Origin of the sequence: Flavimaribacter sediminis (assembly GCF_019492055.1) — a bacterium.
Taxonomy (GTDB): domain Bacteria; phylum Pseudomonadota; class Alphaproteobacteria; order Rhizobiales; family Rhizobiaceae; genus Flavimaribacter; species Flavimaribacter sediminis.
Genome location: NZ_JAICBX010000002.1, coordinates 1466869 through 1482958, shown reverse-complemented (window position 1 = coordinate 1482958; position 16090 = coordinate 1466869). Strand labels below are relative to the sequence as shown.

At 62.1% G+C, this 16090-nt stretch carries 15 protein-coding genes; 8 read left to right on the top strand and 7 right to left on the bottom strand.

Translation table 11 applies throughout. From position 1 onward, the window contains the following. Positions 1–39 precede the first annotated feature (39 nt). The 7 genes from K1W69_RS15215 to K1W69_RS15185 all read left to right on the top strand — a co-directional run bounded on the left by K1W69_RS15215 (position 40) and on the right by K1W69_RS15185 (position 8751). Positions 40–1593: an MFS transporter gene (locus K1W69_RS15215; protein ID WP_220229158.1), complete on the top strand. Its 1554-nt coding sequence runs from the start codon at positions 40–42 to the stop codon at positions 1591–1593. Then, positions 1583–2959, top strand: a complete 1377-nt coding sequence (locus tag K1W69_RS15210) for an MFS transporter (RefSeq protein ID WP_220229157.1) — start codon at positions 1583–1585, stop codon at positions 2957–2959. The genes K1W69_RS15215 and K1W69_RS15210 overlap by 11 nt, the downstream gene beginning before the upstream one ends. Positions 2960–2992: 33 nt before the next feature. Then, positions 2993–4000 (top strand): MBL fold metallo-hydrolase, encoded by a 1008-nt coding sequence (locus tag K1W69_RS15205; protein ID WP_220229156.1) that lies wholly within the window; start codon positions 2993–2995, stop codon positions 3998–4000. Between the two features lie 88 nt (positions 4001–4088). Further along, positions 4089–4973, top strand: a complete 885-nt coding sequence (gene dapF / locus K1W69_RS15200) for a diaminopimelate epimerase (protein ID WP_220229155.1) — start codon at positions 4089–4091, stop codon at positions 4971–4973. Then, the gene (gene mtaB / locus K1W69_RS15195) at positions 4970–6256 is read left to right on the top strand and encodes a tRNA (N(6)-L-threonylcarbamoyladenosine(37)-C(2))-methylthiotransferase MtaB (protein WP_220229154.1); all 1287 of its coding nucleotides are present in this window, start codon (positions 4970–4972) and stop codon (positions 6254–6256) included. The genes dapF and mtaB overlap by 4 nt, the downstream gene beginning before the upstream one ends. After that, positions 6257–8089, top strand: coding sequence for a signal recognition particle-docking protein FtsY (gene ftsY, locus K1W69_RS15190; protein WP_220229153.1), 1833 nt, complete (start codon positions 6257–6259; stop codon positions 8087–8089). A gap of 5 nt (positions 8090–8094) precedes the next feature. Further along, a complete protein-coding gene (locus K1W69_RS15185) occupies positions 8095–8751 on the top strand; it encodes a septation protein A (RefSeq protein WP_220229152.1) in 657 nt (218 codons plus the stop codon). A 40-nt stretch (positions 8752–8791) separates the two neighbouring features. Here K1W69_RS15185 and K1W69_RS15180 read toward each other — a convergent pair whose 3' ends face one another. From K1W69_RS15180 to ccmA, 6 genes are all read right to left on the bottom strand, one after another. Next, positions 8792–9394 (bottom strand): DsbE family thiol:disulfide interchange protein, encoded by a 603-nt coding sequence (locus tag K1W69_RS15180; protein WP_220229151.1) that lies wholly within the window; start codon positions 9392–9394, stop codon positions 8792–8794. Next, on the bottom strand, positions 9384–9566 hold the full coding sequence (gene ccmD, locus K1W69_RS15175) for a heme exporter protein CcmD (RefSeq protein WP_220229150.1): 183 nt from the start codon (positions 9564–9566) through the stop codon (positions 9384–9386). Before ccmD ends, K1W69_RS15180 begins: the two co-directional genes overlap by 11 nt. A 10-nt stretch (positions 9567–9576) precedes the next feature. Then, positions 9577–10329: a heme ABC transporter permease gene (locus K1W69_RS15170; protein WP_220229149.1), complete on the bottom strand. Its 753-nt coding sequence runs from the start codon at positions 10327–10329 to the stop codon at positions 9577–9579. A gap of 79 nt (positions 10330–10408) precedes the next feature. Beyond that, the gene (locus K1W69_RS15165; protein ID WP_220229148.1) at positions 10409–11050 is read right to left on the bottom strand and encodes a hypothetical protein; all 642 of its coding nucleotides are present in this window, start codon (positions 11048–11050) and stop codon (positions 10409–10411) included. Between the two features lie 43 nt (positions 11051–11093). Further along, positions 11094–11753, bottom strand: coding sequence for a heme exporter protein CcmB (ccmB, locus tag K1W69_RS15160; protein ID WP_220229147.1), 660 nt, complete (start codon positions 11751–11753; stop codon positions 11094–11096). Continuing rightward, positions 11753–12415 (bottom strand): heme ABC exporter ATP-binding protein CcmA, encoded by a 663-nt coding sequence (gene ccmA, locus K1W69_RS15155; protein ID WP_220229146.1) that lies wholly within the window; start codon positions 12413–12415, stop codon positions 11753–11755. Before ccmA ends, ccmB begins: the two co-directional genes overlap by 1 nt. Before the next feature lie 285 nt (positions 12416–12700). Between ccmA and acnA the strand changes: the two genes are divergently transcribed. Further along, positions 12701–15391 (top strand): aconitate hydratase AcnA, encoded by a 2691-nt coding sequence (gene acnA, locus K1W69_RS15150; RefSeq protein WP_220229376.1) that lies wholly within the window; start codon positions 12701–12703, stop codon positions 15389–15391. Between the two features lie 81 nt (positions 15392–15472). Here the strand turns inward: acnA and K1W69_RS15145 are convergent, their stop codons facing one another. After that, complete coding sequence (locus K1W69_RS15145) at positions 15473–16009, bottom strand: peroxiredoxin-like family protein (RefSeq protein WP_220229145.1); 537 nt, start codon at positions 16007–16009, stop codon at positions 15473–15475. Positions 16010–16090: the final 81 nt, after the last annotated feature.

Below are 16090 nucleotides of genomic sequence, written 5' to 3'. Positions count from 1 at the left end.
TCAGGGGGACGCCGCCACCATCAGGCGGCAGACGGGCGAATGGACGAGACACGAGCGGGGAAATGGCGGGCGCTGATCGGAATCAGCATTCTCAGCATCGTCGTCTTTGTCGATTTCACCGTCGTCAACACCATCCTGCCGGGGATCCAGCGGGACCTCAACGCCTCTGTCGATGATCTTCAATGGGTGATGAACGCCTTCATCCTGATGCTGACGACCAGCATGGTGACGGCCGGACGAATGGGCGACATCTATGGACGCCGCAAGGTGCTTTACATTGGAGCCATTGTCTTCACGGCGGCCTCGCTCGTTGCGGGCATGGCGGAGAGCACGAACCTGCTTATCGCCTGTCGCTTCCTGCAGGGAGCGGCCGGCGCCATAACGCTGACCTGCGGCGCGGCCCTTGTCACCCACCACTTTCCGGAATCCGAAAGCAGCAAGGCGCTTGCAATCTTCATGAGCATTACCGGCTTCGGCATGGCCGTGGGACCGGTGCTCGGCGGATTGTTCCTGTCATTCCTCTCGTGGCGCTGGGCCTTTTACGTCAATGTTCCCATGGTGATCATCGGGTTCGCAATTGCGTGGGGCGCAGTTCGTGAAACACCGCGACAGACTGACGAGAAACTGGACTGGCTCGGGCTCGCGCTGTTCACGCCCGGCATGATCGCCATCGTCACCTTCATCGTGAAGGGCAACAACTGGGGCTGGGACGCGCCCGCATCGATCGCCGTCCTTGCGGCCGGGATCGTGTTTCTCGCCGCCTTCATCATCGTCGAAAACCGCGTCGAATCGCCCATACTCGACTTCAAGCTCTTCGGGATCCCGTTGTTTCTCGCCTGCAACATCATGGCGCTGGCGATCGGCGCCTTCATCGGCCTCGGCTTTTTTCTGCCGTCGCTCTATCTGCAGGTCGTGCGCAACGAGCTTCCCTACATTGCGGGATTGATGCTCTTGCCGATCTCGGCGCTCGTCGTGATCATACCGCCGCTCATCGGCGATCTTGCCGAAAAGAACGGTCCCGTCCGGTTCATCATGACCGGCCTGGTTTTCCTGGTCGCGGCGGCGCTCGCGCAGAGCTTCTTCACACCGGACAGCCCGGCGCTTTTCGTGTTGTTCGGCCTCGGCCTGTTCGGTCTCGGCTGGGGCCTGATGCAGGCGACCTCCACATTCGCCGCAACTTCGGCCCTGCCGGCGACGATGTCGGGCCTCGCGATCGGCGTGCTCTACACGGTGTGGAACATCGGCTCCAGCATCGGCCTCGCCGTGGGCGGCCTGATTCTCGAGGAGCGCGACAAGGCAAGCCTCGACGCCGGGCTCGCGCAACTCGACATCACGCTGGATGCCAAGGATCAGGACCTGATCCGCAGCGTCTTGTCCGATCCCAGCCAGGCCAACAAACTGCTCGGCGAACTGGCGCCCGGTCTGGAAAACAAGATCCTTCCCCTCTTCAAGAATGCGTTCATGGCCGGTTACAGCGGAGCCATGTGGTTCCTGTTCGTTTTCTGCCTGGTCTGCGCCATCGCCTTCGCCGCAATTGTGCGCGCCGACCGATCGAAACAGATACCCGCGCAGGAAGAAGCGAATGCCGCATAGCGGCATAGACAAACAGATCTGGCCTGTGCTCATGGCGATGGCCAGTGTGGGCGGCCTGATCGTCCTCGACGAAACTGTCGTCAGCGTCGCCTTGCCAGCAATGCGCAAGGATCTGGCCATGTCGGCGGTGGCGTCGCACTGGATCGTCAGCGTCTATGTTCTGGTCTTCTCGGGATTCACTGCAGCCGGCGGAAAGCTCGGCGACCTATTCGGCCTGAGGCGAATGTTTCTCGCAAGCCTGTGGATCTTCGCAGTCGCCTCGCTCGCTGCAGGCCTTGCCCCATCGGGCTGGATGCTGATCGCCGCGCGTGCAGCGCAGGGGCTCGGCGCAGGCGTGATGTTTCCGGCTTCGATCGCTATCGTCTCGCGCAGCGTCGATGAAAAGCAGCGCGGCTATGCGCTCGGGATCGTCGTGGCGATTGCGACGCTGTTCATGACGGCGGGACCGCTCGTTGGCGGCCTGTTCACCGAATTGCTGTCCTGGCGATGGATCTTCTTCATCAATCTGCCTGTCGCGCTGCTGGCGATCCTGTTTGCGCTGCGCAAACTGCCCGAATACACCGCCCGCCCGAGCGCCGCCAGTTTTGACGGCGCGGGGCTCGCGACCATGGTCGCCGGCCTCCTGCTGATTGTCTTCGCGATCATGCAGGCGGGAAGCTGGGGCGTTGCAGATCCAGCCGTGCTCGCCGCATTCGCCGCCGGGATATTCTTTCTTGTCGCCTTTGTGCGTATTGAAAACGGCCGGGCCGATCCGTTGATCGAGGTGGAGCGTTTCCGAATGCCGAGATTCAGCGCCGCGCTCGCCGTGATCGGCGTCGCCCAGTTCAGCAAGATGGTCATCCTGGTTATCGGCGCGCTTTATCTTCAGGACGACCTGATGATGAGCCCGATCGCCACCGGATGGGTGTTGCTTGCGTCCGTGCTTCTAACGCCGGTCACCGCCGGACCCGCCGGACGCATCTCCGACCGCTTCGGAGAACGCAGACCCATCCTGTTCGGCCTTGGCGTCGCAATGGCCATGGTCGCCGCGATCGCTCTCCTTACGCCCGAACGGAATTACCTTTATCTGCTTCCTGCGCTGCTGGCGTGGGGCGCGACATTGCCGATCTGCTTCCAGCCGGCAATGCGCATTGTCATGAATGCAGTCCCGGCGGAATCCCAGGGCCAGGCCAGCGGCCTGTGCACCGCGGTTCGCATGTTCGGCGCAACGTTCGGCATGGCCTTCGCAAGCCTGACGCTGTCTCTGACCGATACATCCTATCAGGCCGTTTTCGAGATGACGGCCGCGCTGATGGCGGTGGTTCTCGCTCTCGCGGTTTTGACCATAAGCGAGAAAAGCAACCAGACCGAGGCCTCCGCGCATTGAACGCGTCTTCAGAGCGCCTATCTGAAAGCGACAATGATCGGCGCAAGAAAAAGCAATCCTTATTATCAGGGTCCAAAGACGGACCATTTCGACGGAAAGCTGTTTTTCAATCCCGGCGGCGTGGCGCCTGGCTCCTTGCGCGACGTCCTGAAATGGCAATTCACCGAGAAACGCGCGCGCTGGCCGAAACGCTACGAAAGCCCGCACCTCAACGCCAAGCCAGAAAAGCGAGTGGAGAACGGCGACATCGTTGTCACCATGGTCGGTCACGCCACGATGCTGGTGCAGATGGACGGCGTCAATCTGCTCACCGATCCTCTCTGGTCGGAACGCACGAGCCCTCTGTCTTTCGCAGGGCCAAAGAGGCGTATTGAACCAGGCATCGTCTTTGACGATCTTCCGCCGATCGACGCGGTTCTTCTGACGCATAACCATTACGACCATCTCGACCTGGAAACGCTGAAGCGGCTGCGCCAGGACCACGATCCGCTTGTGGTGACGCCGCTCGGCAATGACACGATTGTAAAGAGCGCCGTTCCGGACATGCGCATCGCGGTCGGCGACTGGGGCGACACGATTGAGCTCGAACAGGGCCTGACGCTGCATTTCGAACCTTGCCACCACTGGTCTGCGCGCGGTTCGACCGACCGGCGCATGGCGCTCTGGGCCGCCTTCGTGATCGAGGGCGAGGCCGGCAGGGTCTACCATATCGGCGACACCGGGTTTCATGACGGCGTCAACTATCGCGAGGCGCGGCGCAAACACGGCGATTTCCGCCTGGCGCTGCTTCCGATCGGCGCCTACGAACCGCGCTGGTTCATGAAGCCGCAGCACCAGAATCCGGAAGAAGCCGTAGCCGGACTGAAGCTCTGCGGCGCGGCTTACGCCGTCGGTCATCACTGGGGCACGGTGCAGCTCACCAACGAGGGGATCGAGGATCCGGTTCACGCGCTGCACGCAGCCCTTGAACAATGCGCGATCGAACGCGAGCGCTTTCGACCGCTCACCGCCGGCGAGGCCTGGCGCATCCCGGAAAGCTGAATTTCCCTGTAACGCTTTTTTCAGCGGGCACTGGCAATTTACCGGCAGTTCGGCCATATACGGCTCAAATTCCGCACCGGACAGGACGATGGCGCCTTTTGCGAAGATGAACGGATTGGGAAACGAGATTCTCGTGGTCGACATGCGCGGCCGCGACGACGTTGTTGCGCCCGAAGCCGCGATCGCGCTGGCCGCCGACAGCCGCACCGCCTTCGACCAGATCATGGCGATACACGACCCCAAGCGCGCCGGAACGGACGCCTGGGTCGACATCCTGAATTCCGACGGCTCGAAGGCGCAGGCCTGCGGCAACGGCATGCGTTGCGTCGTGCAGGCGCTGGCCGCCGAAACCGGGCGGCGGGTCTTCACCTTTCAGACCATCGCCGGCATTCTCAACGCCAGCGAGCACGAAGACGGCTCGATTTCCGTGGACATGGGACCGCCCGAATTCCGCTGGGACCGGGTCCCGCTTTCCGAAGAATTCCGCGACACCCGCATGATCGAACTGCAGATCGGACCGATCGACGCGCCGGTTCTGCACTCGCCCTCCGTCATGTCGATGGGCAATCCGCATGCGATCTTCTGGGTCGATAACGACGTTAACAGCTACGATCTGGAACGCTTCGGACCGCTGCTCGAACATCATCCGATATTCCCGGAAAGGGCCAATATCTCCATCGCTCGGGTGCTGTCGGACAAGGAGATCGATCTGCGGACCTGGGAGCGCGGCGCAGGCCTGACAAGGGCTTGCGGATCGGCGGCCTGTTCGGCTGCCGTTTCGGCCGCCCGCACCGGGCGCACCGGTCGAACGGTCACGGTCAATGTCCCCGGCGGGCCGCTCGCCATCGAATGGCGCGAGCGCGACGACCACGTCATCATGACGGGACCGGCCGAATGGGAATTTTCCGGCGCGCTCGACCCGAAGACGGGCGTCTGGGGGCCGGACACGGCGGAAACCGGGGCCGTCTCATGAGCGGCGTCGAAATCATCACCTTCGGCTGCCGGCTGAACACCTACGAATCCGAGGTCATGCGCCGCGAGGCGGAAGGCGCCGGCCTGAACAACGCAATTCTGGTCAACACCTGCGCGGTGACGGCCGAGGCGGTGCGGCAGGCCAGGCAGACGATCCGCCGCGCCAGACGCGACAATCCGCACGCCCGCATCATCGTCACCGGCTGCGCGGCCCAGACGGAGGCGGAAGGCTTTGCCGACATGGACGAGGTCGACGCCGTTCTCGGCAACGAGGAAAAGCTGACATCGGCCAGCTATCGACAGCTGCCGGATTTCGGCGTTTCGGCGGAAGAAAAGATCCGCGTCAACGACATCATGAGCGTCAAGGCGACCGCGCCGCAGATGGTGGACGCAATCGAGGGACGCGCCCGCGCCTTCGTGCAGGTGCAGAACGGCTGCGACCATCGCTGCACCTTCTGCATCATTCCCTTTGGCCGCGGAAATTCCCGCTCCGTGCCGATGGGCGCGGTGGTCGAGCAGGTCAGAAAACTCGCCGCCAACGGCTATCGCGAAGTGGTTGTGACCGGTGTGGACGCAACAAGTTATGGCGCGGATCTGCCCGGCCGGCCGACCCTTGGAAAACTCGCCCGAACGATCCTGGACGAGGTTCCCGAGATCGAACGGTTGCGCCTGTCCTCCATCGATTCCATCGAGGCTGACGATCACCTTATGGAGCTGATCGCGGGAGAGCCGCGTTTCATGCCGCATCTTCATCTGTCGCTTCAGCATGGCGACGACATGATACTGAAGCGGATGAAGCGGCGGCATCTGCGCGCCGACGCCGTGGATTTCTGCAGTACGGTTCGCGCCCTGCGGCCGGATATGGCCTTCGGCGCCGACATCATCGCCGGCTTTCCGACGGAGACGGAAGATATGTTCGACAATGCACTGTCGCTCGTCGACGCCTGCGATCTCGCCTATTTGCACGTCTTTCCCTATTCGCCGCGCGAAGGCACCCCCGCCGCGCGCATGCCCCAGCACGACCGCGGCCTGATCAAGCAACGGGCGGCGCGACTGCGTGAAAAGGGCAATGAGGCGCATCAGCGTCACCTGAACCGCATGATCGGCGCCACACAGAGGGTGCTTGTCGAGCGGCCCGGCCTCGGTCGCGCCGAAAACTTCACGCTGGTGGAGACCGGGGACGGACGGCCGGGAGAGATTGTGTCCGTCACCATCGACGGGCAGAATGGCGACCGGCTCACAGGCGCCCCCATCGACCACCAATCCGGCAGTCAGGCAGCATAAATGGCACTTGGTTTTATCAAGAAGGTCTTCTCCTTCAGCTCGAAGAAGACGGAAGACAAGGACGAAGACGATAAGAAAGCGGTCGCCGAAAACCGGGCCGCGTCTCCGCGAGTAAAGTGGGACGAGGAGCCGCAGAAAGCCGACCTGCCCGAACTGCCGCCCGAAATACCGCCGGCGGTCAGCGCGCCCGTCGAGCAGCCACAGCCCGAACAGGAACCCGAAAAGCCTGTGGAGCCGGAGGCCGAAACAGAAGAAACGCCGGATGCCGAACCTGAAATAGAGCTCGAAATCGATATCGAAGCGCTTGCGGAGACCGAGCCGGAAGAGCCCGTTGCCGAACAGGATGACAAAGAGCAGCCGGTAGCGGAGGAAGAGCCGCAGCCGGTGGAAGAGGCCGCGCCGGTCGCCGCGGAAAAGCCGGTGGAAGAAGACACCTCGTGGGAGGAATGGAAGCCGGCGATCGCGAGACGTCAGCCGCCGATTTTCCCCGGTTTGAAAAAGCCTGAGGAAACGCCGGAAGCGCCCGCCGAGGCGGAGGAAGAGCCTGCGACGGAGACGCCGGCGGCGGAAGAAGAAGCCGCGACAGGCGACAAGCCGGCGGATGCGGCTCCCGCCGAAGCCGATCAGATATCCGAACCGGAAACGCAGGCGGCGAGCCCGGAAACGGAAGCCGACGTAGAAACCGAGTCCGGGACGGAAGCCGAAACCGGCGCCCCGGATGACGAAAAGGTAGGATCCGAGGCCGCTGCTCCGGCAGCAGAAGCCGCGCCGGCGGAAGACGCAACGCCCCCGGAAGAAGCGCCGAAGGAAGCTGTACCGGCCGTCTCCGAACCGGAAGAACCGGAACCCAAACCGGTGGAAACCGCCTTCGAGCCGGTCGCCGAACCGAGCGGCTTTTTCGCGCGTCTCAGACAGGGCCTGTCGCGCACCACCTCGCAACTGACCGAGCAGATCAGCGGCGTCTTCAACAAGCGCAAGCTCGACGAGGACACGCTGCAGGACCTCGAGGACGTGCTGATTCAATCCGATCTCGGGCTGGAGACAGCGCTGCGCATCACGGACACGCTGTCGTCGGGCCGTTATGGCCGCGACATCTCGACGGACGAGGTGCAGCGCATCATGGCGAGCGAGATCGTCAAGGTGCTGGAACCTGTCGCAAAGCCGCTGGAACTGGATCTGGCGCACAAGCCGCATGTCGTGCTCGTCGTCGGGGTCAACGGCACCGGCAAGACGACGACGATCGGCAAACTCGCCGCCAAGCTGCGCGAGGGCGGTCTCGACGTCATGCTCGCCGCGGGAGACACGTTCCGCGCCGCTGCGATCGAACAGCTGAAGATCTGGGGCGAGCGCACCGGATCACCGGTCGTCTCCTCCAAGCTCGGCGCCGATGCGGCGGGCCTCGCCTTCGACGCCTGGAAGCAGGCGAAGGAAGCCGGCAGCGACGTACTGATTATCGACACGGCCGGCCGGCTGCAAAACAAGGCCGAGCTGATGGCGGAGCTGGAAAAGATCGTTCGCGTGCTCGGCAAGAACGATCCGGAAGCCCCGCACACCGTGCTGCAGACGCTTGACGCCACCACAGGCCAGAACGCGCTCAGCCAGGTCGAGATTTTCCAGAATGTCGCGGGCGTCAACGGGCTGGTCATGACCAAACTCGACGGCACGGCGCGCGGCGGCATCCTCGTCGCCATTTCGGCGAAGCACAAGCTGCCGGTCTATTTCATCGGCGTCGGCGAAGGCGTCGAGGATCTGGAGCCCTTCGAGGCGCGCGAATTCGCATCCGCAATCGCCGGCGTTCCGGCCGGCAAATCAGAAACCCGAGACCTGGAGTAAGCCGTATGGACCGGCCGCTGTTTGAACGAGACCCGTCCAGCAAGGAAAGAAAGACCATCAATCCGCTGCTCAAGCTGGCGCTCGAGCTCGGCCCGCTCATGGTTTTCTTCTTCGCCAACGCCCGCGGCGAGAGCCTGATCGAGTCGTATCCGGCGCTGTCGGTCTTCGGCGGACCGATCTTCCTGGCGACCGGCCTGTTCATGATCGCCACCGCGATCGCGCTGACGCTTTCATGGATCCTGACCCGCACCCTGCCGATCATGCCGCTGGTGTCCGGCGTCGTCGTCTTCATCTTCGGCGCGTTGACGCTCTGGCTGCAGAACGACACGTTCATCAAGATGAAGCCGACGATTGTCAACATGCTGTTCGCCGGCGTCCTTCTCGGCGGGCTGCTTTTCGGCAAGTCTCTGCTGGGCTACGTCTTCGACAGCGCCTTCCGGCTGGACGCGGAAGGCTGGCGCAAGCTCACGCTGCGCTGGGGCGTGTTTTTCGTCTTCCTCGCGATTGTCAACGAGATCGTCTGGCGCTCCTTCTCGACGGATTTCTGGGTCGCCTTCAAGGTCTGGGGCATCATGCCGATAACCATCGCCTTCACCATGAGCCAGATGCCGATGATCATGCGCCACACCTTGCCTGAAAAAGACGGCTCGGCGGCGGAGTGACATTCTTGGCGCCGCCGACGCGGCGCGAAGTGCCATGACTTCAGGAACCTGCCAGAGCCTTTTCCACCGCAGGCATCAGGTCGCGCGCGATGCTGGTCGGACTGAACGGGCCGACTTGCTTGAAGACGATTTCGCCGTTGGGCGCGACGAGGAAGCTTTCGGGGATCCCGTAGACGCCCCAGTCGATGGCGGCAGCGCCATTGGGATCGACGCCGACCGCGGCGTATGGATTGCCGAGTTCGCCGAGAAACCGGAGCGCGTTGGCGTTCTTGTCCTTGTAATTGACGCCGACGACGCGAATGCGATCGTCGTTCGCCAGTTCCATCAGCAGCGGATGTTCCTGACGGCAGGGCACGCACCAGCTCGCCCAGACATTGACCAGGGTCAGCTGGCCGTCGACTATTTCGTCGGTCAGCGCCGGAACAGGCGCGCCGTCGCGCGTCAGACCTTCCAGTGGCGGAAGATCAAGAGACGGGGCCTGCTGGCCGATTAGCGCCGAAGGAATTTCCGACACATCGCGGCCGGACGTCAAAACGCCGAAGAAGACGATCGCGAGTATTGCGAAGATCACCACCGGCAGGAAGGCGATGAACGGCATGCGCCGGCCTGCGGGGTTGCTGTCGTTTTCGGTCTCAGCCGCCATGATCGGTCCCGCTTGCAGGGGGCAAGGCCGAGCGGCGACGCACGCCGCGCGCTTCCAGTTCGCTCAGTTCGGTCCGACGGGCGCGCTGGTCGAGGACAACCCACAGGATAAGCGCGGCGATAACGATCGCCGTGATTCCATAGGCCAGCGCGACATAGACGTCATGGCTCATTGGTCGGCCCTCACGCCGCGGCCTGGGCCGCGCGACGGCGCATGGAGGAAACGCGCCGGCGCCAGATTTCGGCCCGCATCGCCGAAAAATGCAGGGTGAAGAACAGCAACGTGAACGCCAGCGCCATCACCAGCAGCGGATAGAGCATCGAAGGGTGGATCGACGGACCGTCCAGCCGGATAACGCTCGCCGGCTGATGCAGCGTGTTCCACCATTCGACCGAGAACTTGATGATCGGGATATTGACGAAGCCAACAAGAATGACGATGGCCGTCAATCGCGCCGCCCGCGACGGATCGGGGATCGCGCGGATCAGCGCGATCAGGCCGAGATACATGAGAAACAGCACGAAAACGGAGGTCAGGCGGGCATCGCCCCAGGCCCACCACGCGCCCCACATGGGCTTGCCCCAGAGCGACCCGGTGACCAACGCCAGAAAGGTGAAGGCTGCGCCGATGGGCGCCGCAGCCTTGGCCGAAACGTCGGCCAGCGGATGCCGCCAGACCAGCGTTCCGATCGCCGAAATCGCCATCACCGTGTAGCACATCATCGAGAGCCACGCGGCCGGCACGTGGATGTACATGATGCGAACGGTGACGCCCTGCTGATAATCTTCCGGCGCGGTAAACGCCATGAACAGACCGACCGCGAAGAGCAGGGCCGTAATCCCTGTCATCCACGGCAAAACCGCCCCGCTGAGGTTCAAAAACCGCGTGGGGTTGGCGAGGTTCGTGAAAGCGTTGCCTGCCGTCGTCGTCGTCATGGCGCCTGTTTACAGCCTGGAACCGTTCCGGACAATATAAGTCCTCGTGATCAATCGGACGACGCGCGCAATGCCGCACTCAGTCCGGACAGGCGCCCGAATAGGGAACAACGGCGCCCGCCTTGTCCAGCGTGAAGATAGAATGCCAACGTGGCATAGGCGGATAGCCGTGAACCGAGCCTAAATTCCAAGGATCCGCGCGGGTTGGTCCGCCTCCGACAACTGTCACATCGACGGTGCCGTCACCGTCTTCCGGTTCCAACTGAACATAACTGACGACATTCTCGCCTTCGCTGGCCTCCGGCCGCTGCTGTAGAATGTACGAGACTTTGGTTGGAGCATCCCGGCGGTAGTTCACGGATGGATCATAGATCTCGTCGCCTGCTGCATGAACAGCCTCGCCGTTCACAAAGATCTGGGTCAGTTTGCCGTTGTCGAAGAAGTGCGCCGAGATATTCCACCTGAAGACATGCAGTTTGCAGAGATCAATGTCGTACAGATACTTTTCGACATTGGCCCTGTCGGGATGCGCATAATGGGCTGCGCCTCCCTCCGTCGATAATTGCCGATAAACATCAGCGCGGTCTGCGCCCAGGGGAAAGCGGCTTTTCAATTCGGCGTGCATATCGTCAAGAGAGACAATTGTAGCGAAATCGAACGGCTTGGCCCAAACGATGGATGGAACAAGAAGCAACAGCGTCAAATAAACAATGGTTTTCATGTGCTGACGTCGATCAGGTTGATTACTCAACCCCAGAGTTGCATCAATCGGACGACGCGCGCAATGCCGCAGCCGCGGCGAGCGGACCGAGAACCGCAAAAAACAGCGTGATCGCAACGAGAATGAGGAACGGTTGAAGGAACGGCGCGGGATCCGCGATCGCGCCATTGACAGCGCTGACGCCGAAGATCAGCACGGGAATGGAAAGCGGAAGCACCAGAACCGCCAGCAGCAGGCCGCCGCGCGGCAGAGCGACCGCGACCGCAGCCCCAACAGCGCCGATGAGCGTGATCGCAGGCGAGCCGACGAGCAGCGTTGCAAAAACCGCCGCCATGGCGACCCCGCTGATATTCATGAACAGCCCGAGAAACGGCGACGCGATGACCAGCGGCAGACCGGTCGCCGTCCAGTGCGCAAGACATTTGACCAGCACGGTGAGCACCAGCGGCGACGACTGCATGAGCATGATGTCGAGCGACCCGTCTTCCCGGTCGATCTGGAACAGCCGGTCGAGGCCGAGCAACGAGGCGAGCAGCGCGCCGATCCACACGAAAGCCGGACCGATGCGCGCGAGCAGATTGAGGTCCGGCCCGACGCCGAAGGGAATGACGGCGATCACCGCAAGAAAGAATAAAATGCCTAGCAGAGCACCGCCGCCCGCGCGCAGGGAAAGTTTGAGATCGCGGACAAACAGCGCGCCCATTACGCAATACCGTCCTGTGCGAAGGGATCGGCCGCAAATTCGACCGCCCGGTCCTTCGGATCGAGCGCCAGGCTGTGCACGGCGTCAAGGCCGAGGGGCTGATGCGTTGCGGCGACCACGATGCCGCCGGCCGCCATATGGTTACCTACCAGTCCTGCGAACATCTCTGACGATGCGGCGTCCAGCGCGGCCGTCGGCTCGTCGAGGATCCAGACCGGCCGATGCACCATCAAAAGGCGGGCCATCGCCATACGCCGTTGTTGACCGGCCGACAGATAGCCGAAAGGCAGATGCTCGAGCCCGCCGAGCCCAAGCGATTCGGTCGCCTCGAAGAGCGGCGCGCCGTCGCCGAAGCGATCATCATGCATGAACTGTCGCCAGAAGGTCAGATTCTCCCGCACGCTCATGTCTTGTTTCATAGCGTTGCGGTGGCCGAGATAATGGCTCGCCTCGACAAGACTGCGATCGTCCATGCCCTCAAGAGCGATACGTCCGTCGGGGACCGGCAGCAGCCCGGCGATCATGCGCAGGAGCGTCGATTTGCCGACGCCGTTCGGACCTGTCACCAGCAGCGCTTCGCCCTCTTCGACGCCGAATGCGACGCCTCGGAAGAATATTCTGTCGGCGCGTGCGACGGTCAGATCCTCGGCGACTAGCCGCATTGGCCGGATTTCCTCCGTATTCGTGTTGCAGCACGGAAAAAAATCCGTTTTTGACAGATGTGCTCTAGAACCATTCTACAAAATTGCCTATAAGTCCGGCAACCACGCCAGCGGTCGGCGTGAACATCATATTTGCGCCGAACATGGAACACGGTCAATCACAAGGGATTGATCTTCCACGGGCGGACAGCGGAAATGGCCGTACCCGCAGGCTTCAGCGTGCATCTGCACGATTATGAGCGTTCGCCCGCCGAATTCGGTGAACCAACGTGGATGAGAGCGCCTGTGACAAAATCACTCGATAGCTTCAACTGCCGCAGCACCCTGAAAGTCGGGAATGCGGAATATACCTATTTCGATCTCAAGCTGGCCGAGAAGAACGGGCTGGACGGCATATCGGCCCTTCCCTTCTCGATGAAGGTGCTTCTGGAAAACCTGCTGCGCAACGAAGACGGTCGCACGGTGACCAAGGAAGACATTCAGAACGTCGCCTTGTGGCTCAACGACAAGGGCGCGGCCGGCAAGGAAATCGCCTACCGCCCGGCGCGCGTGCTGATGCAGGACTTCACCGGCGTTCCGGCCGTGGTTGACCTGGCCGCGATGCGCGACGCCATGAAGACGCTCGGCGGCGATCCGGAAAAGATCAATCCGCTCGTTCCCGTCGACTTGGTGATCGACCACTCGGTGATCGTCGACGAATTCGGCACGCCGCAGGCCTTCGCTCGCAACGTGGAGCACGAATACCAGCGCAACGGCGAACGCTATCGCTTTCTGAAATGGGGCCAGCAGGCTTTTGAAAACTTCCGCGTCGTGCCGCCCGGCACCGGCATCTGCCACCAGGTCAATCTCGAATATCTCGGTCAGACTGTCTGGACGAAGGATGCGGATGGCGAGACTATCGCCTATCCGGACACCTGCGTTGGCACGGATTCGCACACCACAATGATCAACGGCCTTGGCGTTCTCGGATGGGGCGTCGGCGGCATCGAGGCGGAAGCGGCCATGCTCGGCCAGCCGATCTCCATGCTGCTTCCGGAAGTCATCGGCTTCCGCCTGACCGGCAAGCCGAAGGAAGGGATCACCGCCACCGACATCGTGCTGACCGTGGTGCAGATGCTGCGCCAGAAGGGCGTCGTCTCGAAATTCGTCGAATTCTTTGGTCCCGGCCTTGAAAACATGACGCTCGCCGACCGCGCCACCATTTCCAACATGGGTCCGGAATATGGCGCGACCTGCGGCTTCTTCCCTGTCGACAGCGAGACCATCAGCTACCTGACGATGACCGGCCGCGACGAAGACCGAATCGCGCTCGTCGAGGAATACAGCAAGGCGCAGGGCATGTGGCGTGACTCCGGTACTGAAGTGCCGGTATTTACCGACACGCTGGAACTGGATCTGGGAGAAGTGGTGCCGTCCATGGCCGGCCCGAAGCGTCCGGAAGGCCGTATCCCGCTGGAAGGCATCGCCTCCGGTTTCGACAAATCGCTTGCCGATGAGTACAAGAAGACCACCGATCCGGACCGTCGCTATCAGGTAGAAGGCGAAGATTTCGATCTGGGCCATGGCGACGTGGCGATCGCGGCCATCACGTCCTGCACCAACACCTCCAACCCTTCGGTGCTGATCGGCGCAGGACTGCTTGCCCGCAACGCCGTGGCGAAAGGCCTGAAGACGAAGCCGTGGGTAAAGACCTCGCTCGCGCCCGGATCACAGGTCGTCGCCGAATATCTGGAATCGGCCGGCCTGCAGGACGATCTCGACAAGCTGGGCTTCAATCTCGTCGGCTTTGGCTGCACGACCTGCATCGGCAACTCCGGACCGCTTCCCGGACCGGTCTCCAAGACGATCAACGACAAGGGTCTGATCGCCGCCGGCGTGCTGTCGGGCAACCGCAACTTCGAAGGCCGCGTCTCTCCGGACGTTCAGGCGAACTACCTGGCCTCGCCGCCGCTGGTCGTCGCCTATGCGCTGGCAGGCACGGTGAAGAAGGACCTCACCACCGAGCCGATCGGCGAGGACAAGGACGGAAATCCGGTGTTCCTGAAGGACATCTGGCCGACCTCCCACGAGATCCAGGAGTTCATCGTAAAGAACGTCACCCGCGAGCTCTTCGCCGAGAAATACGCCGACGTCTTCAAGGGCGACGAGAACTGGCGCAACGTCCAGGCCCCGGAAGGCCAGACCTACGCCTGGGACAATGATTCGACCTACGTTCAGAACCCGCCCTATTTCGTGGGCATGGGCAAGCAGCCTTCAGGCATCACCGACATCATCGGCGCCCGCGTGCTCGGCCTGTTCGGCGACAAGATCACCACCGACCACATTTCACCGGCCGGTTCGATCAAGGCGCAGTCGCCCGCCGGCGAATATCTGATCGACCACGACGTCGCGGTCGCGGACTTCAACCAGTACGGCACGCGGCGCGGCAACCACGAAGTGATGATGCGGGGCACGTTCGCCAATATCCGCATTCGCAACCACATGCTTGGACCGAACGGCAAGGAAGGCGGCTACACGATCCACTATCCTTCGAAAGAGGAGATGTCGATCTACGACGCCGCCATGCTCTACAAGCAGGAAGGCGTGCCTCTCGTGATCTTCGCCGGCGTCGAATACGGCAACGGCTCATCGCGTGACTGGGCCGCGAAGGGCACCAACCTTCTTGGCGTGCGCGCCGTGATCGCGCAGTCCTTCGAGCGCATCCACCGTTCGAACCTGGTCGGCATGGGCGTCATTCCCTTCGTGCTGGAAGATGGCGTCAGCTGGGAAAGCCTCGGCCTGAAGGGCGACGAGATCGTATCGATCGAGGGTCTGGAAGACGTCAAGCCGCGCGAGAAGAAGATCGCCAAGGTCACCTATGGCGACGGAACGACGAAAGACATCCCGATCATCTGCCGCATCGATACAGTCGACGAAGTCGACTACGTCAACAATGGCGGCATCCTGCAGACGGTGCTGCGCGACCTCGCGGCCTGATCAGCTCTATAGCGATGAAATGACGACGCCGGCCGGGGAAACCCGGCCGGTTTGCTATTTGGCGGTTGTTTCAGACTGTGGTCAGACTTCCCCGGTATACTCGCCGCGGGCCGGATAATTCTTCTCGATGGCGAAATCCAGGGCTTTCAGAAGCTCGCCGAAATTTGGTCGGGCAAAAGGCATCGTCTGGACATAGGCGTAGTAAAGCGTCTGTTCGGGCGTCACCATGAAGACGCCGGGTTCGGAAAACAGCGCTGGCTCCTCGATGCCGATCGAGGTCTTGCCGCGCGACGTCGAGATGGCAAGACCCCATTCCCGCGCCTTCGAAAGCGGCAGGTCATAGGCGAAACGCAGGGCGTCCGCCCCGATCTTCTCGGCCATCTGACGGGTGCGCTCCTCGCCATCGGAACTGATCGCGATCGTCTTGACGCCACGCTCGGCAAAATCGGGCGTACGTTTTTCGAGATCGCCAAGATAGGTGGCGCAGATCGGGCAATGAAGGCCCCGATAGAAACAGAGGAGCGTGCCTCGCCCGGCGTTTTCTGTTGCGAGATCGAAGAGATCGCCCCCCAGTGTCGGCAGGGCAAGATCAGGTGTTTTCTTTCGTGGCGTCAGCATGATGAGTCTCCCTTCGGGATTGACATAACAGATTTTTCTGTCAGGTTTTTCTCAAAATTATGATTAAGAATCCGGAATATC

Coding starts and splice junctions, on each gene's coding strand:
- dapF (WP_220229155.1), top strand. CDS start 4,089: ATGGCGCCTTTTGCGAAGATGAACGGATTGGGAAACGAGATTCTCGTG.
- K1W69_RS15185 (WP_220229152.1), top strand. CDS start 8,095: ATGGACCGGCCGCTGTTTGAACGAGACCCGTCCAGCAAGGAAAGAAAG.
- ccmA (WP_220229146.1), bottom strand. CDS start 12,415: ATGCGGCTAGTCGCCGAGGATCTGACCGTCGCACGCGCCGACAGAATA.
- K1W69_RS15205 (WP_220229156.1), top strand. CDS start 2,993: ATGATCGGCGCAAGAAAAAGCAATCCTTATTATCAGGGTCCAAAGACG.
- ccmB (WP_220229147.1), bottom strand. CDS start 11,753: ATGGGCGCGCTGTTTGTCCGCGATCTCAAACTTTCCCTGCGCGCGGGC.
- K1W69_RS15165 (WP_220229148.1), bottom strand. CDS start 11,050: ATGAAAACCATTGTTTATTTGACGCTGTTGCTTCTTGTTCCATCCATC.
- K1W69_RS15210 (WP_220229157.1), top strand. CDS start 1,583: ATGCCGCATAGCGGCATAGACAAACAGATCTGGCCTGTGCTCATGGCG.
- ccmD (WP_220229150.1), bottom strand. CDS start 9,566: ATGAGCCATGACGTCTATGTCGCGCTGGCCTATGGAATCACGGCGATC.
- ftsY (WP_220229153.1), top strand. CDS start 6,257: ATGGCACTTGGTTTTATCAAGAAGGTCTTCTCCTTCAGCTCGAAGAAG.
- K1W69_RS15170 (WP_220229149.1), bottom strand. CDS start 10,329: ATGACGACGACGACGGCAGGCAACGCTTTCACGAACCTCGCCAACCCC.
- K1W69_RS15145 (WP_220229145.1), bottom strand. CDS start 16,009: ATGCTGACGCCACGAAAGAAAACACCTGATCTTGCCCTGCCGACACTG.
- mtaB (WP_220229154.1), top strand. CDS start 4,970: ATGAGCGGCGTCGAAATCATCACCTTCGGCTGCCGGCTGAACACCTAC.
- K1W69_RS15180 (WP_220229151.1), bottom strand. CDS start 9,394: ATGGCGGCTGAGACCGAAAACGACAGCAACCCCGCAGGCCGGCGCATG.
- K1W69_RS15215 (WP_220229158.1), top strand. CDS start 40: ATGGACGAGACACGAGCGGGGAAATGGCGGGCGCTGATCGGAATCAGC.